The following is a 23,125-nucleotide window of genomic DNA, read 5'->3' as shown; positions in this document are numbered from 1 at the left end:
ATTGACATTAATAATCATTCCTAAAAATTAGATTTTAAATAAATAAAAAAAGACCGCATAAACGGTCTTATAAAAATATTTATTTAACTCTTTCCATATATTCACCGGTTCTTGTATCGATTCTGATTACATCACCTTCTTCAACGAATAGAGGTACGTTAACTTGTGCTCCTGTTTCTACCGTTGCGGGTTTTGTAGCTCCCTGTGCTGTATCGCCTTTGAATCCCGGTTCTGTTTCTGTTATTTCTAATTCAACAAATAATGGAGGTGCTACGCTGAAAGCTTCTCCGGAATGGAATCTGATTGTGGCATTATCATTTTCCTTTAAGTAAACTATAGCGTCTGCTACCTGGTCATAGTTAAGTGGGATTTGGTCATAAGTTTCACCGTCCATGAAGTAGTAAAGTTCTCCGTCATTGTATAGATACTGCATTTCTTTTGTCGAAATATCTGCTTTAGAAAACTTTTCATTTGGTGAGAAAGTTCTTTCTACCGTTGATCCTGTTTTTATATTTTTAATCTTTGCTCTTACAAAAGCGCTTCCTTTTCCCGGTTTTACATGCTGAAATTGTACGATCGTATAAACATCGTTGTCCATTTCAAATGTTACACCATTTCTAAAATCGCCTGCTGAAATCATAATATACCTCCAATAAATTTGTTAACTTTTAATTGTTTTTCATTACACATTTAAAATATTATATCATACATATTTTAGTTTGAAAACAGTAATGTATCTTTTTTTTCTAACTTTACTTTTTTTGCATTATTTAATTCTGCAAAGTTTTCCCTTAGAATATTGATGACATTTGTCGGAGATAATATTTCATCTGTTCTTAGGGATAATTTTGTATTTATAATTAGATTATTTCCGCTTATCTCACATTTAAAATTAAATATACTTGGTTTTATATTCTTTGTCACTGTCCTGCCTTTTTTATTTTTCTTAGTAATATTTAATTCATCGCTTTTTACAATAAAATCACTTATTTCCTCAGCTGATATATTATTGATATCGTCAAATGTAAATATTATATTATATATGGCACTGTCCAAAGATTTTCCCAGGCTTTTTGCATTTTCTTCCAGCTTTTCCGCTTTTATGATTTGAAGATTATCCGGCAGTGAATTATTTAATCTTTTTTGTAACTCTTTTTCATTAAAATCTTCTCTTGTTTCAACATCTACATATTCTCCCATTGAAGATGTAAATAGGGGAAGTGGCGGTGCAAAATGAACTTTGGGATGAGGATTAAATCCTTTTGAATGCTCGAGATTTAGCCCTGCTCTTCTAAAGGCTCTTTGCAGTACTTTTAATATATCAAGGTGGGATATAAATATTAAATTATCCTTTTTTACGTATTTAAGTCTATACTTCAAATTCACACCTCCCGTATGCTTTACTTATTCCGCATGCTGAACATTTCTTGTGACAAGGCGGAGTTGTTGTTTCTTTTTTTGCTTTTTCGTTTTCTTTTATCAAAAATTCTTTATCGATATGATAATCGAATTTATCCCATGGAAGCTCATCTTCATAATTAAGTTCTCTGGAAGCATATTCCTGGGGTTCTATACCTATGGATCTAAGAGCATCCATCCAGCCTGCGTAGTTGAAATGGTCGAACCATGAGTCGAATACACATCCGTTTTCGTATGCTTTTATGATTGCCTTTGATAAAAATCTTTCTCCTTTTGCAAGTACCGCTTCAAGCATTGATAATTTGCTGTCGTGATAATTATAAGTTACCATTTTGGGCATTAATGATTTTAAATACTGCTGTTTTCTATGGAATTCTTTCATTGAATTTTGAGGGAACCACTGAAATGCTGTAAAAGGTTTTGGTACGAAACAAGATGTGCTGACAGTTAATTTAAATGGCTTAGGTCTTTTTTTCTTTTCCAAACTATAATAAATATTTATTATTTTTTGTGCGAGATCAGCTATTCCTTTTATGTCTTCATCTGTTTCGTAGGGAAGACCTATCATAAAATATAATTTTATTTTTGAATATCCGGCTTCGAATACTCTTTTTATGGTTCCTAAAATATCTTCTTCGGTTAAATTTTTATTTATTACATTCCTCATTCTTTGACTTCCCGCTTCGGGAGCAAAAGTAAGAGAGTTTTTCTTCAGTGACCCGACTTCTTCAGAAAGTTCCAAAGAGAACTCGTCCATTCTAAGAGATGGAAGAGAAACATTTATTCTTTTATCTTTGTAATTGTCTACAAGATATTTAACCAGTTCCATACAGTGGAAGTGGTCTGTGGTACTCAGACTCGTTAGGGATATTTCTTCGTAGCCTGTGTTTTTGATAAGTTCATCTGCCTGCTCTATTAAAGTAGGCAGTGATTTTTGTCTTACCGGACGATAGATCATTCCCGCCTGACAGAACCTGCATCCTCTGAAACATCCTCTCATGACTTCGAGTGATATCCTGTCATGTACGGGAGGGGTATAAGGTACTATAGGCTTTTTCAAAGAATATACATTATTCATACTTGGTATGATTGACTTTTCGATATGTTCCTGTTTTATTTCATCAAGATTTGGGATATATACTCCTACTACTTCACTTGCTTTAATTAAAAATTCATTTTTAGAAGAAAAATTTTTATAGATATCCATTAAATGAGGAAGTACCTCTTCTCCTTCTCCCAGCATTATAAGGTCAAAGAAATCAGCAAAAGGTTCTGGATTACAAGTACAGGGTCCTCCGCATACTACGATTGGGTCTTCTTCTGTTCTGTCTTTTGAAAGGAACGGGATATTCGCCAGATCCAGCATTAAAAGGATTGTAGTAAGGCACATTTCAAATTGTATGGTAAATCCGACAAAATCAAAGTCCGATACTTTAGAAAAACTTTCCAAAGAAAAAAGGGGGAAGTCATGTTTTCTCATCTCTTCCGCCATATCCATTTTAGGTGCGAATACTCTTTCGCACATTACATCTTCTTCCTTATTTAATACTTCATAGAGTATCTTCATTCCAAGGTGAGACATACCGATTTCATATATATCGGGAAAACAAAAAGCAAACCTTACCTTAGGGTTTTCCTTTGGTTTTACGCTGTTGAATTCATCTCCTATATATCTTGAAGGTTTTTCGACGTTCGGTAATATATTTTCAAATAAATATTCTTTTAAATCGTTCATAATATAATTTTCCTTATGTTTTTTGAGGCTTTATTATAACATTTTTTACTGTTTTTTCAAAATATACTTATTTTAAATAAAAGGATTTGCTATCTATACCTCTCATTGTAGCAAGTATCCCGTCAAGATGATCGTATTCGTGTTGAATCAGCTCCGATAAATCATCTTTTAAAATCATTTTGCAGTCGCTAAAATTTCTGTCTTTATAATTTAAAATGCAATTTTTATATCTTTCAACCTTTACGGTTAAATTGGGGAATGACATGCAGTCATCCATTACTTGTATTTTCTCACTGTCCGGAAATGTCAGCTTAGGGTTCACAATTAAAATAGGTTTATCTATATTCATGTATAATATTCTTTTTTCTATTCCTATTTGAGGTGCAGCGATTGCCCTCCCCGCACCATGTACTTTCCTGTAGTTCATTAAGGTGTCATGTAAATCAATCTCGATATTTTTTAGCAGTTGGATTTCTTCTTCTTTTACTTCTTTACTTACTTTATAAAGGTTGGGATTTCCCAGTAATAATATTTCTTTTATCATTTATTTCTCCTTATATAAAAATATTGCCTCTATATATAATAAAGGCAATATCAATATTTATTATGAATTCAATATCTTCATAAATTCCTCGCCGGTTATTGTTTCTTGTTCATATAAGAATTTGGCGATTTCATGGAGTTTAGCCATGTTTTCCGTAAGTATTTGTTTAGCTTTTTCATATTGCTCGTTTACAAGGGAAACCACTTTTTTATCTATAATAGTAGCTGTTTCGTTGGAACATGCAAGAGCAGTATCTCCGCCTAAGTAAGCATTGCTTTCGGTTTCCAAAGCAACCATTCCGAATTCGTCACTCATACCAAATCTTGTTATCATCGCCCTGGCAAGTTTAGTCGCCTGTTCTATATCGTTTGCCGCTCCGGTTGTAATGGATTTGAATATAAGTTCTTCAGCGACTCTTCCGCCTGTGAATGTAGCGATTTTATTTTCTATTTCTTCTTTGCTCATTAAATTGTGTTCACCTTCATCTACCTGAAGAGTATAACCTAAAGCTCCGGAAGTTCTGGGGATAATTGTGATTTTTGTAACAGGTGCCGAATCGGTTTGTTTAGCCGCAACAAGTGCATGACCCACTTCGTGGTATGAAACGATAAGCTTTTCTTTATCTGAAAGGACTTTATTTTTCTTTTGATATCCCGCTATGACCGTTTCGATACTTTCTTCCAAATCTGCTTGTGTAACTTCGCTTCTTCCGTTTCTTACGGCGTGCAGAGCGGCTTCATTTATCATATTTGCAAGTTCCGCACCGCTTGCTCCCGCCGCCGTTCTTGCTATTATGGAGAAATCTACATCATTTGCAAGTTTTATATTTTTCGCATGAACCTTTAATATTTCTTCCCTTCCTTTTAAATCTGGCAGTTCAACAGGTATCCTCCTATCAAATCTTCCCGGTCTTAAAAGTGCAGGGTCAAGTGAATCCGGTCTGTTTGATGCTGCAAGGATAATAACACCTTTTGAAGAATCAAAGCCGTCCATTTCCGTAAGCAGCTGATTAAGCGTTTGTTCTCTCTCGTCATTACCGCCTATATTTGCGTTTCCTCTTTTCTTTCCTATGGTATCTATTTCGTCTATAAATACTATACAAGGTGCTTTTTCATTAGCCTGCTTGAATAGATCTCTTACTTTAGCCGCCCCCATACCGACAAACATCTCTACGAACTCAGAACCTGAAATAGAGAAGAAAGGTACATTTGCTTCTCCCGCTACAGCTTTTGCTAGGAGAGTTTTACCAGTTCCCGGAGGTCCTACGAGAAGTGCTCCTTTAGGTATCTTTGCACCGATTTGCTGATATCTTCCCGGGTTATGTAAAAAGTCTACGATTTCAGTTAGAGCTTCTTTTGCTTCGTCTTCTCCGGCTACATCTTTAAATTTTACTCCGTCCGTTGATTTAACATATACTTTGGCGTTGCTTTTGCCAAACTGCATCGTATTCATTCCGCCCGGTCCCATTCTTCCCGCCATTTTTCTGCTTATAAAGCTAAAGAATACGGTTACCAGAATAATCGGTAACAAGAACCAGAAGATACTTGAAAATATAGAATTCTTTTCTACTATTTCGCTCCCGAATTTTGCTCCGCTTTCCTGTAGTCTGCTTACAAGTCCCGTATCATCAACTATTCCCGTTTTATAATATTTTTTAGGATTAGATTTATCCGAGAAAATTATTTTATTTGAGGTTATTTCTACTTGATCTATTTTCTTTTGCTCCGTCATGGTAAGAAAAGTGCTGTAGTCTACTTCCTTTATTTGCTGAGAAGTCATCATAGGGATGACTATGGTATTTAAAAGTATTACTATAAGCAAGAGTACTGCGTATATACTAAGTGTTTTCTTCGTTCCGTTGTCCATTTTGTTCATTTTATTCTCCTTTTATTTAAATACATTACCAATTATTTATCATAAATTATATATAACATTTTCACATATTATTCTAAGTAACCTTTCCAGTTCTGTAAGTTCATCATCATCTAAAAATCTTCTTACATACTTTTCCATTTCTTTCATTTTACAATTCATTTTTTCTTTTATATCAAAAACTTTGTCAGTAAGCTCAATATTTCTTTTCCTTCTGTCTTCACTGCTTATATTTATTGATATAAGTTCTTTTGTTTGTAATCTTTTAAGAAGCCCGATTACCGTCGGATGAGATAAGTTAAAATATCTTTCTATATCCTTTTGATATATTTTTTTGTCTTTATTTTCGATTAAAAAACTAATCACTTCCATTTGAGAAAAAGTAAGATCCAGTTCTTTCAATTCATTGTTTGCGTAGGATATCATTGCGTCGTTAATTCTTTTAAAATAAAATTCAAGATTTTCTACTGTTGACATAATATCCTCCCAATATGTACTATGCTACATATTTTAATGTAGTTATATACTAAAGTCAATAATTCTAATCTAATTTTAATTGACAAATAATAATTAAATTATTATAATGATTTTTAGATTGTGATTACCACAAGAAGGGGTACACCACCGCGGGTGTAGTTTCTTCTTGTGGTATTTTTATTTTATAGAACATTATTAATTTAAGGAGGGATTATGATTAGAGTAAACGGAGAAAGTTTTGATTTTAAAGATATCAATTTAAAGGAATTACTTCTTAAACTTCAATATGACAGTTCAAAAGTTGCCATTGAACTAAACGAGGAAATAGTTAGTAAAAATGATTATGAAAAAGTGATTATAAAAGATGATGATAAGCTGGAAGTAGTTAGCTTTGTGGGAGGTGGCTGAAATGAATACTCCAACCAGAGATGAAATAAATAAAATAATGGATATAAGATTTAGCGAGGATATTCACAATAAACTCAAGAGTGCCAAAGTAGGTATTGCGGGACTTGGGGGGCTTGGTTCTAACATTGCTGCAATGCTTGCCAGAAGCGGTGTGGGAAACTTACATATCGTTGATTTTGATAAGGTAGACTTGAGCAATCTAAACAGACAGAATTATTATATTGATCATCTTGGAATGTATAAAACACAGGCAGCGGCTAAAATCCTAAAAAGTATAAATCCTTATTTAAATATTACTTATGAAACTACCAAAATAGATGAGAATAATGCGTCTGATATTTTTAAAGATATTGATATTATTTGCGAAGCTTTCGATAATGCAGAGAATAAAGCAATGCTCATAAATTCACTGCTTACAACATATAAAGATAAAAAAATCGTTTCCGGAAGCGGTATGGCAGGTTACGGCAGTTCCAATCTGATAAAAACAACAAAGAAGATGAAAAATCTTTATATCTGCGGAGATGGGGTAAGCGATATAAATGAAGGAATGGGGCTTATGTCACCGAGAGTAAGTATTTGTGCGGGACATCAGGCAAATATGGTCATAAGGCTCATATTAGGTGAAAATGAAGTTTAGATGTGGTTAAGGGGCGCGGAATCTTGCGAAGCAAGGCGTAGTGCCCCGAGGATATAGATATAAATAAAAGGAGACATAATAAATGAACAAAGAAAAGGATAAATTAATAATAGGAGATAAAGAATTCGATTCAAGATTTATACTGGGTTCCGGTAAATATGATTTAAATCTGATTGAGGCGGCTGTAAAATATGCCGATGCCGAAATAATAACTTTAGCTTTAAGGAGAGCAAATACGGTAAAAGGTGAAAACATACTTGATTTTATACCTGAGGGCGTTACATTGCTGCCTAATACTTCCGGTGCCAGAAATGCAAAGGAAGCTGTTCGTATAGCTAAGTTATCCAGAGAACTGGGCTGCGGAGATTTTATAAAAATAGAAGTGATTCATGAGTCCAAGTACCTTCTTCCCGACAATTATGAAACCATAAAAGCTACGGAAGAGCTTGCAAAAGAAGGTTTTACGGTAATGCCATATATGTATCCCGATTTAAATGCTGCGAGGGATATGGTGAATGCCGGTGCAGCCTGTGTTATGCCTCTTGCTTCTCCCATAGGTTCAAATAAAGGACTTTCAACAAAGGAATTTATTAGAGTACTTATTAATGAAATTGATGTTCCTGTTATCGTAGACGCAGGGCTTGGGAAACCGAGCGAAGCTTGTGAAGTGATGGAAATGGGAGCTGATGCGGTCATGGTAAATACTGCCATAGCAACGGCAAAAGACATCCCTCTAATGGCAAGTGCGTTCAAAGATGCTATCAATGCGGGAAGAAAAGCTTATCTTGCCGGACTGGGCAGGGTTATAGAAGACGGTGCGGTTTCATCTTCTCCTTTGACCGGATTTTTAAGAGATTAGGAGATCGGTTATGATGAGTATTAACGAAATGAGAAAAGTAAACCATATGGAATATATGGATGGTATGGAAGAAATTTCTTCCGATATTATGGACAAGGTAATAAAAGAAATAAACCTTACTGATTTTGATACTTTTACAAAAGAAGATGTTATAAGAGCATTGAACAGTGAAGAAAAAAGTATAGAAGACTTTAAGGCATTGTTATCTCCCGCAGCACTTCCCTATCTTGAAGATATTGCAAGGCTTTCGACGAACGAAACAAAAAAACATTTCGGTAATTCAGTTTATTTATTTACTCCGATATATATTTCCAATTACTGTGAAAACTACTGCATATACTGCGGGTTTAACTGTTACAACAAAATAAGAAGAGCTAAACTTACATTTGAAGATATTGAAAAGGAAATGGACGCAATCAGCAAAACAGGAATAGAGGAGATACTTATACTTACAGGGGAAAGCAGAAAAATGTCAGATGTGGAGTATATCGGCAAAGCGTGTGAAATAGCAAAGAAATACTTTAAAAATGTTGGGGTGGAAGTATATCCCATGAACAGTGATGAATATAAATATTTGCATGAACATGGTGCGGACTTTGTTACGGTTTTTCAGGAAACATACAATTCCGATAAATATGAAACACTTCATTTAATGGGGCATAAAAGGATATTCCCATATAGGTTTAATGCTCAGGAAAGAGCACTGATGGGAGGTATGAGAGGTGTTGCTTTTGCTGCGCTTTTAGGACTTGATGATTTTAGGAAGGATGCCCTTGCAACGGGGCTTCATGCTTATTTGCTTCAAAGGAAATATCCTCATGCCGAGATATCTTTTTCATGTCCAAGGCTTCGTCCTATTATAAACAATGATAAAATAAACCCCAAAGATGTACATGAACCACAGCTTCTTCAAGTAATGTGTGCGTATCGATTATTTATGCCTTTTGCGGGACTTACGATTTCAACTAGAGAAAGAGAAGGTTTCAGGGATAATGTCATCGGAATGTGTGCTACAAAAATATCAGCAGGAGTCAGTACAGGAATTGGAAGCCACACGGATGATGTTGAAGAAAAAGGCGATGACCAATTTGAAATATGTGACGACAGAAGTCTTGATGAAGTTTTGAATGCAATAAAAGATAAAGGCTTACAACCGGTGATGAACGATTATGTGTACTTACAGTAATATAATATGTATAACAAACAGACACTTATCTGATATTCCTTTTCTTGAAAGAATAGAAAAAATTGCAAAAAAACATCCAAAGTATATAGTACTTAGAGAAAAAGATTTAAGCGAAAATGAATATAGTAAGCTGGCAGAAGAAGTTATGAAAATATGTGATAGAGAAAATGTAGATTTGATTTTGCATAGTTTTATTGATACTGCTATTAGCCTTGGGGTTAAAAATATACATTTACCTTTATATATAGCAAAAGAACAAAAATCTAAACTAAAATATTTTGATGTTATAGGTATATCAACACACAGTATGGAAGAAGCTGTGGAAGCAGAAAATCTTGGAGCATCGTATATAACTGCGGGACATATTTTTGAAACGGACTGCAAAAAAGGAATGAAAGGAAGAGGCCTTGATTTTATAAAAGATATAACAATTAATATTAGTATTCCGGTATATGGAATAGGCGGTATAAATATTAATAATATGGATAAAGTATTAAAATGCGGTGCCGAAGGTGTATGTATTATGTCTGAGTTTATGAAAGGCAATATATGATAAAAAGAGCTTATAATTAAGTTCTTTTTTATTGTTTAATTATTTAGGTAAGAGGATATCTGAACAAATAAAAATATCTAATAATGTACTTATTTGTTCAACTGTGATATAATTGAACACAAGAATTATATTTATTGTTTTTTATTGTTCATTTTCTATATTTTTGTAACTTTATTTTTTTGTAAGGTATAAAAATATTTATATTCTTAATTAAAAAAGAAACAAAATAATGAAAGATGACTTTAATTAAAATGATATCTAACGCTTAATAAGGGGGATATAAGCGGTGTTAAAACGAAAATTTAATTTAAAGAAGCTTAATTTGGGTTCTTTAATGAGGTGGTTTAGGTTAATTTGCCTTATACTAATTATATTTGATATTTCAACGACGGTTGGTTTTTCTATTTCTTCCATGAAAGAAAATTCTCTTGATACTATAAAAAGAACTGAAAGCAGGATAAGCGAATATATAAAATCGGTTTGGAATTTGGGAGATGCTATAGCTGCCGCTTCGACTACAAAAGATACTTCCCTTTCACTGCGTCAAAGAGCACAGCTTCTCATTCCTTATGCGGATGCTTATGATCTTTTTATGCTTGGAATTACAAATGAAAAAGGTATTTTGGGAAGCACTTTGGAAAGAAAGCAGATCACTTCAACTGCCATGCTCAATGATGAAGGTTTAGGCGATTTAAGCAGCCGTCCTGCTTTTAAAGAAATGATGGCGACCGGAAAATTGGTCCTTACAGATACATATTTGGCCGGTGCCGACGGTAAGACCCAAATATACACGATTTGGATACCTTATTATAATGGTAAAAAAATCGCAGGAGCCATTACGGTATCCATAAAATTTGATTTTATTAATAATATTATCATAAGCAATTCTCTTCAGGATAATTATTACTTTACTCTTGTAGACAGTAAAAATAATGTTAGTGCAAACCCTGAAACCAGTATTGTGGGTAATAGCTTAGAAGAAGCCTATGGGAAAAGCAAATGGGTCAGTATATCTTTTGATGATTTAGAAAAAAATTTGAATAAAGGTAAATCCGGTGATTACTGGGGGATAAATAATGGCAGACTTGAGTATGTAGATTATATGCCTATAGAAGGTACTCCTTGGAAAATCGTAATGCGTACCGATTTCTTTGGAAGTTTTAACAATACTTTTTATTCTCTTGCAATCAAATTGGCAATTTATTTATCATTGATTTTATTATTCTCGCTGAGGAAAAACAGAGATATATTTGCCAGAGAAAAGATGTTTAATATGATGACTGAAAATGTAAATGAAGTATTTCTTGCTTATAATTTGGATAAGAAAAAATTGGAATACCTCAGCAGTAATTTATCACATGTGCTTGGGATATCTTCCGAGGACTGGTTAAATGATACTAAATTTTCTTCTCCGACTCTAAAAGAATTGATTGATTATATGGATAACGGTAAAGATGATAAACTATATAATATAGAAAGAGAATTGTTTAATCCTAATACAAATGAAACTCATCCTTTCAGACTTCGTGTATATAAAATAGTAGAGGATGGTGTAAAATGGGCATTTATGGTTCTTACAGATGAAAGTGAGGAACAGGAAAAGAAGAAAGTACTTGAAGAAGCTTTGATTACCGCAGAACAGGCAAATCGTGCAAAGAGTGAATTTTTAACCAGTATGAGTCATGATATCCGTACGCCGATGAATGCGATTGTAGGAATGGTCAATATTGCTTATTCTAATTTGGATGATAAGAAGAAAGTTGCAGATTGCCTGGATAAAATTACATTGTCGAGCGAACATTTAATGGAGCTGATTCAAGGTGTCCTTGATATGAGTCAAATAGAGAGTGGCAAGCTTGAATTATGTAAAGAAAACTTTAATTTGACTTCTTTATTGAAAGAAGCATACGAAATATTTAAAGGACAGGCTCTTGAAAAAGGACTTGATTTGACCTTGGATATGAATAAAATCAAGCATTCGGATGTTAACGGCGATATGCTAAGGATAAATCAAATACTGATGAATTTAATAAATAATGCTTTGAAGTTTACACCTGCGGGAGGATTTGTTGAAATAAAAGCAGAAGAAGTTTATTGTGAAGAGGAAGGCTATGGTATATATAATATTTCGGTCAATGATAACGGTATAGGTATCGCACCGGAATTCATAGATAAATTATTCGATCCGTTTGAACGAGCGGAACGTTCCACCGTAAGCAAAATAGAGGGCTCCGGATTAGGTCTTTCAATCGTCAATCGTCTCATATCTTTAATGAACGGGACTATCGATGTTGTCAGTGAACAAGGAAAGGGAAGCTGTTTTACCGTATGCTTAAAATTAAAATTTTCTCAGGGTAATAATGGAGCTACTTTAAAGAGAAAAGAAACTGCTGCTGAAAATATATCTTTTAATAAATATCGAGTATTACTCGTTGAAGATAATGAGCTTAATATGGAAATAGCCAAAGAACTTTTGGGTATGGTAGATTTGAATATAGATGAGGCATGGAATGGTACAGAGGCTGTTGAAAAATTTAAAAACTCATCAGAATATTACTACGATATGATAATTACAGATATCCAAATGCCTAATATGAACGGATATGAAGAGGCAAAAACGATCAGAGAACTTGATAGAGCCGATGCTCATTCCATACCTATAATTGCTATGACGGCAGATGCTTTTCAGGCTTCCATGGAACGAGCGGAAGCTGTTGGTATGAACGGATATATAACAAAACCTGTTGAATACAATAATTTAATAAATACATTAAAAGAATGGCTTAAAGGAAAATAATGCTTTGTGGTCATTTAAATAATAAAATAAAAGTAATAAAAAAGAAACATTCATATGTTTCTTTTTTATTTAGCCATTTTTATTTAAAATATTGATTTTAGTATTCCATAGCTATATAATTATACAAAAGTTTGTAAAAGGGTGATGATATTGGGTGATTTTATAAAAGATATTAAAAATTTACCTCGAAATTACGTAGCCCAGCTTCCTACAATTTTTTTCTTTATAATTCTTTTTATAGTTATTGTTTCGTTTTTTGGAGCACAATATGCGATAATGGTATCGGCTTTCACTACTGTGTTTAAGGTTAAGTATCCTAAAAATTTATCTATAAATGAACTATTTAAATTATTTTTATTAGAAGCTTTACTATGTTTTCTTGGGATTATAGCTACATTTAATATATTTCTTTGTGTATTTTTAAATATATCGGTACTGTTTATTTTAGTAGTTTTTCAGTCTTCACAATTTAATCCCAAAGGTGCATTTGCTTATGTAATGACTTTTATTTTTGTACAGCTAAAACCCTTAGGTATTTCAAATTTTTCATTTGAATTATTTGTTATGTTAATATGCGATATATTTTTAATAGTTTCTTTAATGTTATTTTCTTTTTTTAATAAAAAAGAATATTCTCAAATAAAAAATTTAACAAGAAGGTTTATCCATCTTATCTAATAGACTTCTCCTAATTAACAGTGGTGAATATAAAAGAGTCTGTGATGAACTTTTTAGTTACTCAACTTCTTATCAGCAAAGTGCTTACTTAAAGAAGAGCAGGGTAGGCAAAACTACAAATAAAGTTAAAATAGATTATATGATGGCTATTTTATTTCAAAGAAGTACATATCTTTGCTCTGATTTGAATAATGGGGATTATATAAACAAATTTGAATGTATGATATGTATTGACTCTTTATCCATCTTTTTGAATAATGTAAGAATTAAAATAGAAGAAAATGATAATTCTATTTTGATATCAGAGGCTAAAAAACTGATTAAAATCGGTAAATTTAAAGATGAGAGAATAAAAACTTTTTACAATAGTTTTCTTTATATGCTTATTCTAATTTTAAAGAACGTTACTATTGAAAATAGAGATAATATCAAACATCCATTGACCGAGAATGTCAATAAATATTTAAATAGATTGAATAGAAAATTCAGCTCTAAATCTTTTGAAGTAAGGTATGCTATAAGGCTTATATTTGTTATGACTTTAACAGTAAGTTTATGTAAAATATTTAACATAAGTCATCTATACTGGATACCTCTTAATGCACTGCTTCTTTTGCAGCCCGGCTATGAAGAATCCAATAAGCGTATGATTACGAGACCAATCGGTACTGTTATAGGGTGTATCATTATATTCTTTATTTACCCATATCTTCCCGGAGTAACGGGTATATTTATATTGTCATTCCTTATGCTTTCCATAATGTATTCACTTACCCCCGGAACTTGGTATCAGCCGATTTTTTCAACGGTATATGCTCTTTCCATGGCTTCACTGAGTATGAACAATACTACTGCTATACAAATGAGATTACTATATTTGTTCATTGCTGTATTTATAGTAATGTTGGTGAATAATTTACTATTTCCAAACAAAAAGGAATATATGTTTAAACTTAATATAAATACATTAAACGATATTCAATTTATGAGCTGGGAGCTTATTTATAAAAGTTTATTGTCGCATATAGATAATGGAATGTTTCATAATGCTCTTAATTATTTTCATATGATATATATGGACTCAGAAAACTATATTAAAGGTATGGAAGATACAAATAAGGCTAAGAAATATAGGGATATCCTTACGGTTCACTGGAGAATGCTTTCGGAAGCCGAGCAGATTTTATGGGTTATTCAAACCAGAAGTATAGATTATAATGATATGGAAAATTTATTTAGACTGGCTGATTATTTTACTCATTTAGAAATAAACGATTTATTTATAGATAATGATTATTTAAATGACAATTTTATATTTGAAGATGATAATGTAAATTATTTTACAAGACAATATATAATAAATATAAATAGATTATTTGAGATATATAAGAATATAAATATATAAATAAAAAGAACTTATAATAAAGTTCTTTTTTATTTTTCGACTAAATAGTTTTTTTCTTTAAGTGCTTTTTCGACCAAATCCAATATTTCTTCACTGTCGGCTTCAATTGTGTGATAATGATAATTTGATGTAGTATTCTTAAGTGGTTTAGACTTTCCTTTATTTATATTATCTACAAAATTCAATACATCTCTTCTCGATGAAACCGCCAGATTAGCACTGAGCCTTCCGTATACCTTATGTTTTACAAATACATCGATGACTTTTGCTCCGAGATCGACTATCGTATTTAACTCATCAATTATCTCATCGTCTCTGTGATATACTTTGAAAACCCTGCTGCATTTATTATCTGATGTAAGCACGTATCCTTTATTTGTAGAGATGATGTCATTATTCTGTGCTCTTAGAATAGCAATATCCTGTACTATGACCTGTCTGCTAACACCCATTTTTTTTGCCAATGTAGTTCCCGAGATAGGTTCTAAGTTATATCTTATTAAATTTAATATTTCTTTTCTTCTGCTTTGTGCATTCATAAGCTTATTCCTCTAAACAGCATGAAGATTTTTAAGAGAAATGTCTAAAATTTTGGCAGAGTGAGTAAGTGCTCCGCTTGAAATATAATCAACACCTATGTCTATAAGCTGCTTTATATTTTTTTTAGTTACATTTCCCGAACATTCCGTCACAGCTTTACCTTTGCATAATTTAACAGCTTCTATCATATCTTCTCTGTTCATATTATCGAGCATAATGATATCCGCACCTGCACTTAATGCTTCTTTTAACATCTCCAAGTTTTCCACTTCCACTTCTATTTTTCTAACAAAAGGCGCATATTCCTTAGCCATCTCAATTGCTTCTTTTACGCCTCCCGCAGCACCTATATGATTATCTTTAAGTAATATCCCGTCAGAAAGATTATACCTATGATTATATCCACCTCCGACTTTGACTGCATATTTTTCGAATATCCTCATATTTGGAGTGGTCTTTCTTGTATCCAGTAATTTTGTCTTAGTATTTTTAAGTAAACTGGCAACTGTATTAGTATATGTGGCAATACCGCTCATTCTTTGGAGGTAATTGAGTGCTGTCCTTTCTCCGGACAAAAGTACCCTTATATCTCCTGTTACTTTTCCCATTAAATCTTTATTCTTTACGCTATCTCCGTCTTTTACATAAAACTCGACTTTTGTATTTTCATCAAGAAGCTCGAATGTTCTTTTAAATACTTCCAAACCTGCTATTATGCCGTCCTCTTTACATATTAAGTCTACTTCACCGGTTCTGCTTTCTCTCATTACCGCGTTAGTGGTTATATCTTCACTGGTTATATCCTCTTCAAGTGCCTGTAATATCAGTTTATCCATATTAAGCTTCATTGTGATTTGATCGTTCATAATCTTTTTTCTTCCTTTCGATTTCATCAAGTACGATTTGTCTGTATGACTTTTGCAGTTTGTTATAATCTTTGTACTTACTTAAATCAATATTCAAATTTATATCTTCTATTTTTTTATTTTCTTTTGTTATATCTTTGGCTGCTCTTTTTGCAAACACCAAACTTTCCAGCAATGAATTGCTTGCGAGCCTATTTTTACCGTGAACCCCGTTGCAGCTTGTTTCTCCGACGGCATATAGGTTTTCCATTGAGGTCTTGGAATTGTAATCTACTTTAATTCCGCCCATAAAATAATGCTGAGAAGGAACAACCGGGATACATTCTTTAGTTACATCATATCCCTCTTTTAAGCAATGTTCATAAATGTTTGGAAAGTGGTTTTTGATATCTTTTTTGTCTATCGGTTCCATTGAAAGCCATACATAAGGCATATTATCTTTCTTCATTTGTTCCAATATTTTTTTTGTAAGTATATCTCTCGGCAGGAGCTCATTTGCAAATCTTTCCATGTTTTTATTGAGTAAGACAGCACCTTCTCCTCTTACTGATTCGGAAATCAAAAATCTTCTTCCTTTTTTCTTTGAATATAGAGTAGTCGGATGTATTTGTATATAATCGATATTTTTAAGTTTGATGTTATTGTTTATTGCTATTGCTATGGCATCTGCGGTTATGTGAGGGAAGTTGGTTGAATTATCGAAAAGTCCGCCTATGCCCCCGCAGGCAAATATCGTGTAATCGGCTTTTATTGGCACAATTGAGCCCTTTTTATCTATTCCGATTATCCCATAACATTCATTATTTTTATTTATTATATCCACCATGGTAAATTGTTCCATGATTTTTATATTATTTCTTTTTTTAACTTCATTTAAAAGTTTGGATGTGATTTCTCTCCCCGTTATGTCTTTATGAAATAGTATCCTGGGGGAAGAGTGAGCACCTTCTCTTGTAAATACATATTCTCCGTTATCTTTTTGAAAATCGACTTTGTATTTTTCCAGATCTTTAATTATTTCTTTTGAAGAATTTATCATTATTTCCACTGATTTTTTATCATTTTCATAATGCCCTGCTTTCATGGTGTCTTCAAAATAATTTTTATAATCGTTTTCGTCTTTAAGTACGCATATACCGCCTTGAGCCAAAAAAGAATCGCTGTTTTCAGCTTCATCTTTTGTTATTATTGTTATATTTTTATCCTCGGGCAGATTTAGTGCAGAAAAAAGGCCTGCGGCACCGGTCCCGACGATTACGATATCAGTTTTAAGTTCCATTTTTTTATCCTTAATTTATTTCCCTAACTTAAGCATTTTTTCAAGAGGTGCATATGCTTTTGTTCTTAGTTCTTTATCTAATTCTACTTTTGTTTCGTTATTTTTAAGAGCATTTAAAACTTTTTCCAGTGTTATTTTTTTCATATCCGGACAGCATTGTCCGCATCCTAAATTGTAAAATTTCTTATTGGGATTTTTATTTTTAAGTTCATACAGTACTCCCAGTTCCGTAACTATTATAAATTCATCTGTATCACTTTTTGTTGCATAATCTATAATACCTGCGGTACTTCCTATGTAGTCTGCCATTTCAAGTACATCTTCGGTGCATTCGGGGTGTATCAAAACTTCCGCATTAGGGTAATATTCTTTTGTTTTAATTAGATTCTCTTTCGTCATTTCTTTATGTATAGGGCAGTATCCGTCATTGAATATAAAATTCTTTTCAGGGACTTTTTTTGCTACATATCTTCCTAAATTCTCATCCGGTATAAAGAAGATATTTTTATTAGGTAAACTCCTGACTATTTTTAAAGCGTTTGAAGAAGTTACGCATACATCACTGTGAGATTTTAATTCAGCACTTGAATTTACATAACAAACTACAGCTACATCTTCATAGTCACTTTTGATTTTTTCTATTTTTTCAATGGTTGCCATGTGTGCCATAGGACAGTCTGCTGTTTCATCGGGCATTAAAACTGTTTTATCAGGGTTAAGTATTTTAGCACTTTCACCCATAAAAGAAACACCGCAAAATACTATTGTGCTTTCTTTTACTTTTGTAGCTATCTGAGCTAAATAGAAAGAATCTCCCACATAATCAGCAATTTCCTGCACTTCGTCTTCTACGTAATAATGAGCTAAAATCACTGCGTCTTTTTCTTTTTTTAATTTCTCTATTTTATTTACTAAGTCGTTCATATTTATCTCCTTAAAGAATTTGAAGTCAATTATACCACTAAAGTTAACATATGACAAGACAGGTGTAAAAAATATTGGAAATAAAATAATATAAAAATTGATACAAAATATTATATTTTTAGATAAAAGTATTATTTTATAATTACTTCGTATTATATCTTTTAAAATCATTTGAATAATGTATAATATAGTAATAATTATGGAGGTTTATTATGTTTTTGGATTCTTTGGTCGATGCTTTTATGGATAGCATAAAAATATTTCCATTTTTACTTATAACATATATAGTACTTGAATATATAGAACATAAGACAAGCGATAAGCTTGTGCATATAATCGAACATGCGGGGATACTTGGACCGATTTTAGGCGGGATTTTCGGTGTAGTGCCACAGTGCGGATTTTCTACTGCCGCATCAAATTTTTATGCCGGAAGGATAATTACCTTCGGTACTCTGATTTCCATATTTTTATCTACTTCCGATGAGATGCTTCCTATAATGATTTCAAACAATGCACCAATATCAATGATACTTAAAGTTCTTTTATTAAAAATGTTTATTGGTATATTTTTTGGTATTATTCTGGATTTGATTTTTAGAAAGAGCTTTTTAAATAGAAAAATGCATATGGGAGAAACGGATAACCACATGCATGATGATTGCAGTGAAAGCGAAAGTTTTATTATATCAGCCATAAAACATACATTAAATATTTTTGTGTTCATATTTATAATTTCATTTGCATTAAACATAATCATTTCTTTTATAGGGGAGGATAACTTATCTAATTTTGTATTGAATACTCCTATTATAGGTTCGCTTATTTCTGGACTGGTGGGACTTATACCCAACTGTGCCGCATCAGTCGTCATAACGGATTTATATCTGAACGGAGCCATAGGTTTTGGTGCAATGATGTCGGGACTGTTATCGAGTGCAGGAGTAGGGCTGCTTGTTCTCTTTAAAGTTAATAAAGATAAATTAGAAAATATAAAAATAGTTTCAATACTTTATTTCATAAGTATTTTCTGCGGTATAGCACTTGAGATTTTAGGGGTAAGTTAATAAGTTTTTTATATTTAAAAGGAGCTTTTGAAGCTCTTTTTTATTTGTTAAAGAAGTCGATAAATGATATAATTTAGTAAATTTAATAATAAGGTGTTTTAAATGAATATTTTAAAAGAAAAAGAAGAAAGTTTACTAATAGAAATCATAAATATTATCAGTGATCCAAATATAACGGTTTTTGGATATTTTAAAGAAAAGATAGATAATAACAAAGATATAATCGATACTCTAAAATATTTGGAAGATAACGGACTTATAAAAATAGACAATATGGAAGAGTATCCAATAAATATAGAATTGACTGATTTAGGTAAAAATTATTTTAAAGATAAAGAAGCTAATATAGAAAAAGTTAAAGCAGAGTGTAAAAAAAGAAAAAACAGATATATTATTGTCGGTATAATTAGTTTTATTCTAGGTATTATTATGGGAGTATTCTTGTATCATTTATTTATTATTTAAGTAATATTTTTAAGGTTAGACATGATTATATTACATAGTATATTTGTTAGTGCGTATTATAATCAGTTTTCATATTGAAATGTTGAATTTTATTATTTTTACTTTATAATAATTTATTAAATTTTGTGACACGATTTCCCGGGAAATGATAAATTTTGATTTTATATTAAGTTTAATAAAAATTATTTAATTTGACAAAAAATAAATTAAATGCTAATATTTGGTTACAATTAAAAAAGCAGGGGAGCTTACGCGTAGGCTGAGAAAAAATGCGAACGAATTTTGACCCTTTAACCTCGTATGGATAATGCCATGATATGTAAGCAAAATAATATGTTAGTTCTAAAGCTTATCCTGAGGATAAGCTTTTTTATTTGAAAAAATATTAAGGAGAACTGATATGAATTACACTACACAAATGGACGCAGCCAGAAAAGGTATCGTCACAAGAGAAATGGAAATCGTAGCTAAAAAGGAAAATATGGAAATGAGTAAGCTAATGAAACTTATGTCCGAAGGTAAGATAATCATTCCTTGTAATAAGCTGCATAAAAATATTGACCCTAACGGTCTTGGATCTATGTTAAAAACCAAAATAAATGTAAACCTTGGAGTATCGAGAGATTTTAAAGACATGGATATGGAAGTCGAGAAGGTAAATAATGCTGTAAAAATGGGAGCGGAGTCTATAATGGATCTGTCTTCTTACGGAGATACAAGGAAATTCAGAAAACGCCTTACGAAGGAATGCCCGGCTATGATAGGGACAGTTCCGATTTATGACGCTGTAGTATATTATCATAGAGCCCTAATGAAGATTACGGCAAAAGAATGGTTGGATATCGTAAGGATGCACGCCGAAGACGGTGTTGATTTTATGACCATTCACTGCGGTATAAATAAGGAAACGATAAAGAAGTTCAAGAAAAACAAAAGACTTACAAATATAGTATCCCGAGGCGGTTCTATTATTTTCGCATGGATGGAGATGACTGGAGAAGAAAATCCTTTTTATGAATACTATGACGAAGTGCTTGACATTTGCAGGGAATACGATATAACAATGAGTCTTGGTGACGCATGCCGTCCGGGTTCCATTGCCGACGGTACTGATGCTTCTCAAATAGAAGAATTGATTACTTTAGGTGAACTTACAAAAAGAGCATGGGAAAAAGATGTTCAGGTAATGATTGAAGGACCGGGACATATGCCTATAAATCAAATTGCTGCTAATATGGAAATACAAAAAACTCTTTGTTACGGAGCACCTTTTTATGTGCTTGGACCAATAGTGACAGATGTTGCTCCGGGATATGATCATATAACTTCAGCTATCGGAGGCGCGATTGCTGCTACTCACGGGGCGTCTTTCCTTTGTTATGTTACTCCTGCGGAGCATTTAAGACTTCCTAATTTAGATGATGTAAAAGAAGGGATAATCGCCGCAAAAATCGCTGCTCACGCCGCTGATATTGCAAAGGGGATAGAAGGTGCGAGCGACTGGGATAATGAAATGAGTTTGGCTAGGAAAGAACTTGACTGGGAAAAGATGTTTGAACTTTGTATCGATCCTCAAAAAGCAAGAAGATACAGACAAGAAGCTAAACCGGAGAAAGAAGATACTTGTTCAATGTGCGGTAACTTCTGTGCGGTTAAAAATACAAATAGGATTTTGGACGGAGAGATAGTTAGTATTTTTGATGAATAACACTCTGAACTTTTTAGAGATAAAAAGTTCCAAAAAATCTCCGCTAAAGCCGCGGGGGCTATACGCAGTTGGATTTTCTAAAAATTTCTGCCCGAAATTTTTGAAACAACTGCTACCGCCATCCCTGATTTAATAGTAATAAGCAAGAAATAAAAAAGACAGTTTTAAACTGTCTTTTTTATTAATATAATTTTTATTTTATTCAAATATTGAAACTACGCTGCCGTCGTATTTCCCGTCGATGAATTTCTTAACATTGTCTGACTGAAGAACTTTTAATAATTCTTTTGTCTTGTCCGTATTTTCATTTCCTTCTTTTACACAGATGATATTTGCATATGTTTTAGCTGCTTCACTGTCAGCTGTTTCGATTGCAAGGGCATCTTTTTTAACGCTTAAGCCTGCTTCCATAGCATAGTTACCGTTGATAACCGCGAAGTCAACATCCTGTAAACTCTTTGGTATTTGTGCCGCTTCAAGTTCTTGGATTTTTACATTTTTAGGATTTTTTTCAATATCCTTTGCTGTTGCATTTAATCCTGCATCTTTTTTAAGTGTAATGATACCATTCTTTTCAAGAAGTAGCAGCGCTCTTGCTTCATTTGTTGTATCGTTAGGAACTGCTATTGTAGCTCCGTCAGGGATATTTTTAATGTCTTTAGATTTTCCGGCGTAAATTCCAAGAGGTTCATAATGAACTGTTCCTACGGATACTAGTTTAGTGCCTTGTTCATCATTGAATGAATCCATGTAAGGTTTGTGTTGGAAGAAGTTTGCATCTAAAGTTCCGTCGTCAACTACTTTGTTTGGCTGTACGTAATCTGTAAATTCCGTAACTTCCAATGTGTATCCGTCTTTTTGTAAATCTTCTTTTACTGCATTTAATATTTCTGCATGAGGTACTGCTGTTGCACCTACTTTAATAACTTTATCATCAGAACTGCTGTTTCCGCAGCCTGATAGTAATCCTACGGCTAAAATACCGCTTAATAAAACTGCTAATACTTTTTTCATAATTTTCTTCTCCTCATATGTATTTTTTATTATATTCTTTTATCAATCTTCGTTGCAATCTTTGTTCCTATTGCCTGAAGAATTTGAACGATTAAGACAAGTAATATTACCGTTACAATCATGATGTTTGATTGATATCTGTAATATCCGTAACGTATGGCTATATCTCCGAGCCCGCCGCCTCCGACAAAACCGGCAAGAGCCGAATAGCCTAAAATTGTGGTTATTGAAATCGCGAACCCAACCATTAATGACGGCATTGATTCCGTTATCATAACTTTACTTACTATTTGATAAGGAGATGCACCCATAGATAGCGAGGCTTCAATTACCCCTCTGTCGACCTCCTTAAGTGAAGATTCAACCATTCTTGCTATAAACGGTGCCGCACCTATAACAAGAGGGACTATTGTCGCCGTTGAACCGATAGTGGTACCGACGATCAGTCTTGTCAAAGGAATGACTAAAACGAGTAATATCAAAAACGGAACACTTCTTAAAACATTTGTGAGTATATCAAGTATTTTAAATAATATCTTATTTTCTTTTATTCCGTCTTTAGCACTTGTTACCAGCAATATTCCCATAGGTAACCCTATTATGTAAGCAATAACCGTCGATACTATAGTCATATATAAAGTCTGGAGTATCCCTACTCCGACCATTTGCCATTCTGCACCAGTTAACAT

23 protein-coding genes are annotated in these 23,125 nt (G+C 32.8%); 11 read left to right on the top strand and 12 right to left on the bottom strand.

The features are described from left to right. Positions 1–79 precede the first annotated feature (79 nt). The 6 genes from efp to ANASTE_RS06195 form a co-directional block, all read right to left on the bottom strand. Positions 80–640, bottom strand: coding sequence for an elongation factor P (gene efp / locus ANASTE_RS06220; RefSeq protein ID WP_007050131.1), 561 nt, complete (start codon positions 638–640; stop codon positions 80–82). Between the two features lie 74 nt (positions 641–714). Continuing rightward, positions 715–1,380: a TIGR03936 family radical SAM-associated protein gene (locus ANASTE_RS06215; RefSeq protein ID WP_052294601.1), complete on the bottom strand. Its 666-nt coding sequence runs from the start codon at positions 1,378–1,380 to the stop codon at positions 715–717. Further along, positions 1,370–3,154 (bottom strand): TIGR03960 family B12-binding radical SAM protein, encoded by a 1,785-nt coding sequence (locus tag ANASTE_RS06210; protein WP_007050129.1) that lies wholly within the window; start codon positions 3,152–3,154, stop codon positions 1,370–1,372. The genes ANASTE_RS06215 and ANASTE_RS06210 overlap by 11 nt, the downstream gene beginning before the upstream one ends. Before the next feature lie 67 nt (positions 3,155–3,221). After that, on the bottom strand, positions 3,222–3,698 hold the full coding sequence (locus ANASTE_RS06205) for a peptide deformylase (RefSeq protein ID WP_007050128.1): 477 nt from the start codon (positions 3,696–3,698) through the stop codon (positions 3,222–3,224). Positions 3,699–3,758: 60 nt separating this feature from the next. Then, positions 3,759–5,573, bottom strand: a complete 1,815-nt coding sequence (gene ftsH, locus ANASTE_RS06200) for an ATP-dependent zinc metalloprotease FtsH (RefSeq protein WP_007050127.1) — start codon at positions 5,571–5,573, stop codon at positions 3,759–3,761. Positions 5,574–5,612: 39 nt separating this feature from the next. After that, positions 5,613–6,047 (bottom strand): MarR family winged helix-turn-helix transcriptional regulator, encoded by a 435-nt coding sequence (locus ANASTE_RS06195; protein WP_007050126.1) that lies wholly within the window; start codon positions 6,045–6,047, stop codon positions 5,613–5,615. Positions 6,048–6,260: 213 nt separating this feature from the next. Here ANASTE_RS06195 and thiS point away from each other — a divergent pair, with 213 nt between their 5' ends. The 8 genes from thiS (at position 6,261) to ANASTE_RS06155 (ending at position 14,573) form a co-directional block, all read left to right on the top strand. Further along, a complete protein-coding gene (gene thiS / locus ANASTE_RS06190) occupies positions 6,261–6,455 on the top strand; it encodes a sulfur carrier protein ThiS (RefSeq protein ID WP_007050125.1) in 195 nt (64 codons plus the stop codon). A 1-nt stretch (position 6,456) separates the two neighbouring features. Then, positions 6,457–7,095, top strand: coding sequence for a sulfur carrier protein ThiS adenylyltransferase ThiF (thiF, locus tag ANASTE_RS06185; RefSeq protein ID WP_007050124.1), 639 nt, complete (start codon positions 6,457–6,459; stop codon positions 7,093–7,095). An 82-nt stretch (positions 7,096–7,177) separates the two neighbouring features. Next, positions 7,178–7,954 carry a thiazole synthase gene (locus tag ANASTE_RS06180; RefSeq protein ID WP_007050123.1) on the top strand — a complete coding sequence of 259 codons (777 nt, stop codon included), beginning with the start codon at positions 7,178–7,180 and terminating at the stop codon, positions 7,952–7,954. A gap of 10 nt (positions 7,955–7,964) precedes the next feature. After that, the gene (thiH, locus tag ANASTE_RS06175; protein ID WP_007050122.1) at positions 7,965–9,140 is read left to right on the top strand and encodes a 2-iminoacetate synthase ThiH; all 1,176 of its coding nucleotides are present in this window, start codon (positions 7,965–7,967) and stop codon (positions 9,138–9,140) included. Further along, on the top strand, positions 9,124–9,693 hold the full coding sequence (locus ANASTE_RS06170; RefSeq protein WP_007050121.1) for a thiamine phosphate synthase: 570 nt from the start codon (positions 9,124–9,126) through the stop codon (positions 9,691–9,693). The genes thiH and ANASTE_RS06170 overlap by 17 nt, the downstream gene beginning before the upstream one ends. A 286-nt stretch (positions 9,694–9,979) precedes the next feature. Beyond that, entirely contained in the window at positions 9,980–12,490 is a 2,511-nt protein-coding gene (locus ANASTE_RS11410) for a hybrid sensor histidine kinase/response regulator (RefSeq protein ID WP_052294600.1), read from the top strand. Between the two features lie 150 nt (positions 12,491–12,640). Beyond that, positions 12,641–13,168: a hypothetical protein gene (locus ANASTE_RS06160; protein WP_039945247.1), complete on the top strand. Its 528-nt coding sequence runs from the start codon at positions 12,641–12,643 to the stop codon at positions 13,166–13,168. A 139-nt stretch (positions 13,169–13,307) separates the two neighbouring features. Further along, on the top strand, positions 13,308–14,573 hold the full coding sequence (locus tag ANASTE_RS06155; protein ID WP_007050118.1) for an FUSC family protein: 1,266 nt from the start codon (positions 13,308–13,310) through the stop codon (positions 14,571–14,573). 29 nt (positions 14,574–14,602) lie between these two features. Here ANASTE_RS06155 and ANASTE_RS06150 read toward each other — a convergent pair whose 3' ends face one another. Genes ANASTE_RS06150 through nadA form a run of 4 tightly spaced genes read right to left on the bottom strand, consistent with a single transcriptional unit; the run spans position 14,603 to position 18,182 of the window. Further along, entirely contained in the window at positions 14,603–15,112 is a 510-nt protein-coding gene (locus tag ANASTE_RS06150; RefSeq protein WP_007050117.1) for a transcription repressor NadR, read from the bottom strand. A 12-nt stretch (positions 15,113–15,124) separates the two neighbouring features. After that, positions 15,125–15,979: a carboxylating nicotinate-nucleotide diphosphorylase gene (nadC, locus tag ANASTE_RS06145; RefSeq protein WP_039945245.1), complete on the bottom strand. Its 855-nt coding sequence runs from the start codon at positions 15,977–15,979 to the stop codon at positions 15,125–15,127. Beyond that, positions 15,951–17,258, bottom strand: coding sequence for an L-aspartate oxidase (locus ANASTE_RS06140; protein WP_007050115.1), 1,308 nt, complete (start codon positions 17,256–17,258; stop codon positions 15,951–15,953). The genes nadC and ANASTE_RS06140 overlap by 29 nt, the downstream gene beginning before the upstream one ends. A 15-nt stretch (positions 17,259–17,273) precedes the next feature. Then, positions 17,274–18,182, bottom strand: a complete 909-nt coding sequence (nadA, locus tag ANASTE_RS06135) for a quinolinate synthase NadA (RefSeq protein ID WP_039945243.1) — start codon at positions 18,180–18,182, stop codon at positions 17,274–17,276. A 212-nt stretch (positions 18,183–18,394) separates the two neighbouring features. Here nadA and ANASTE_RS06130 point away from each other — a divergent pair, with 212 nt between their 5' ends. The 3 genes from ANASTE_RS06130 (at position 18,395) to thiC (ending at position 21,422) form a co-directional block, all read left to right on the top strand. Beyond that, the gene (locus tag ANASTE_RS06130; protein ID WP_007050113.1) at positions 18,395–19,249 is read left to right on the top strand and encodes a putative manganese transporter; all 855 of its coding nucleotides are present in this window, start codon (positions 18,395–18,397) and stop codon (positions 19,247–19,249) included. 102 nt (positions 19,250–19,351) lie between these two features. Beyond that, positions 19,352–19,714 (top strand): hypothetical protein, encoded by a 363-nt coding sequence (locus ANASTE_RS06125; RefSeq protein ID WP_007050112.1) that lies wholly within the window; start codon positions 19,352–19,354, stop codon positions 19,712–19,714. A 400-nt stretch (positions 19,715–20,114) separates the two neighbouring features. After that, entirely contained in the window at positions 20,115–21,422 is a 1,308-nt protein-coding gene (gene thiC / locus ANASTE_RS06120) for a phosphomethylpyrimidine synthase ThiC (RefSeq protein ID WP_007050111.1), read from the top strand. A gap of 198 nt (positions 21,423–21,620) precedes the next feature. Here the strand turns inward: thiC and ANASTE_RS06115 are convergent, their stop codons facing one another. Then, positions 21,621–22,436 carry a MetQ/NlpA family ABC transporter substrate-binding protein gene (locus ANASTE_RS06115; protein WP_007050110.1) on the bottom strand — a complete coding sequence of 272 codons (816 nt, stop codon included), beginning with the start codon at positions 22,434–22,436 and terminating at the stop codon, positions 21,621–21,623. A 29-nt stretch (positions 22,437–22,465) separates the two neighbouring features. Next, positions 22,466–23,125 carry a methionine ABC transporter permease gene (locus ANASTE_RS06110; RefSeq protein ID WP_007050109.1) on the bottom strand — a complete coding sequence of 220 codons (660 nt, stop codon included), beginning with the start codon at positions 23,123–23,125 and terminating at the stop codon, positions 22,466–22,468.

This window comes from Anaerofustis stercorihominis DSM 17244, from assembly GCF_000154825.1.
In the GTDB taxonomy this organism is placed as follows: domain Bacteria; phylum Bacillota; class Clostridia; order Eubacteriales; family Anaerofustaceae; genus Anaerofustis; species Anaerofustis stercorihominis.
This window is presented reverse-complemented; position numbering and strand designations above follow the sequence as displayed.

Coding starts and splice junctions, on each gene's coding strand:
- efp (WP_007050131.1), bottom strand. CDS start 640: ATGATTTCAGCAGGCGATTTTAGAAATGGTGTAACATTTGAAATGGAC.
- ANASTE_RS06210 (WP_007050129.1), bottom strand. CDS start 3,154: ATGAACGATTTAAAAGAATATTTATTTGAAAATATATTACCGAACGTC.
- ANASTE_RS06205 (WP_007050128.1), bottom strand. CDS start 3,698: ATGATAAAAGAAATATTATTACTGGGAAATCCCAACCTTTATAAAGTA.
- ftsH (WP_007050127.1), bottom strand. CDS start 5,573: ATGAACAAAATGGACAACGGAACGAAGAAAACACTTAGTATATACGCA.
- ANASTE_RS06195 (WP_007050126.1), bottom strand. CDS start 6,047: ATGTCAACAGTAGAAAATCTTGAATTTTATTTTAAAAGAATTAACGAC.
- thiS (WP_007050125.1), top strand. CDS start 6,261: ATGATTAGAGTAAACGGAGAAAGTTTTGATTTTAAAGATATCAATTTA.
- thiF (WP_007050124.1), top strand. CDS start 6,457: ATGAATACTCCAACCAGAGATGAAATAAATAAAATAATGGATATAAGA.
- ANASTE_RS06180 (WP_007050123.1), top strand. CDS start 7,178: ATGAACAAAGAAAAGGATAAATTAATAATAGGAGATAAAGAATTCGAT.
- thiH (WP_007050122.1), top strand. CDS start 7,965: ATGATGAGTATTAACGAAATGAGAAAAGTAAACCATATGGAATATATG.
- ANASTE_RS06170 (WP_007050121.1), top strand. CDS start 9,124: ATGTGTACTTACAGTAATATAATATGTATAACAAACAGACACTTATCT.
- ANASTE_RS06155 (WP_007050118.1), top strand. CDS start 13,308: ATGATGGCTATTTTATTTCAAAGAAGTACATATCTTTGCTCTGATTTG.
- ANASTE_RS06150 (WP_007050117.1), bottom strand. CDS start 15,112: ATGAATGCACAAAGCAGAAGAAAAGAAATATTAAATTTAATAAGATAT.
- nadC (WP_039945245.1), bottom strand. CDS start 15,979: ATGAACGATCAAATCACAATGAAGCTTAATATGGATAAACTGATATTA.
- ANASTE_RS06140 (WP_007050115.1), bottom strand. CDS start 17,258: ATGGAACTTAAAACTGATATCGTAATCGTCGGGACCGGTGCCGCAGGC.
- nadA (WP_039945243.1), bottom strand. CDS start 18,182: ATGAACGACTTAGTAAATAAAATAGAGAAATTAAAAAAAGAAAAAGAC.
- ANASTE_RS06130 (WP_007050113.1), top strand. CDS start 18,395: ATGTTTTTGGATTCTTTGGTCGATGCTTTTATGGATAGCATAAAAATA.
- ANASTE_RS06125 (WP_007050112.1), top strand. CDS start 19,352: ATGAATATTTTAAAAGAAAAAGAAGAAAGTTTACTAATAGAAATCATA.
- thiC (WP_007050111.1), top strand. CDS start 20,115: ATGAATTACACTACACAAATGGACGCAGCCAGAAAAGGTATCGTCACA.
- ANASTE_RS06115 (WP_007050110.1), bottom strand. CDS start 22,436: ATGAAAAAAGTATTAGCAGTTTTATTAAGCGGTATTTTAGCCGTAGGA.
- ANASTE_RS06110 (WP_007050109.1), bottom strand. CDS start 23,125: ATGTTAACTGGTGCAGAATGGCAAATGGTCGGAGTAGGGATACTCCAG.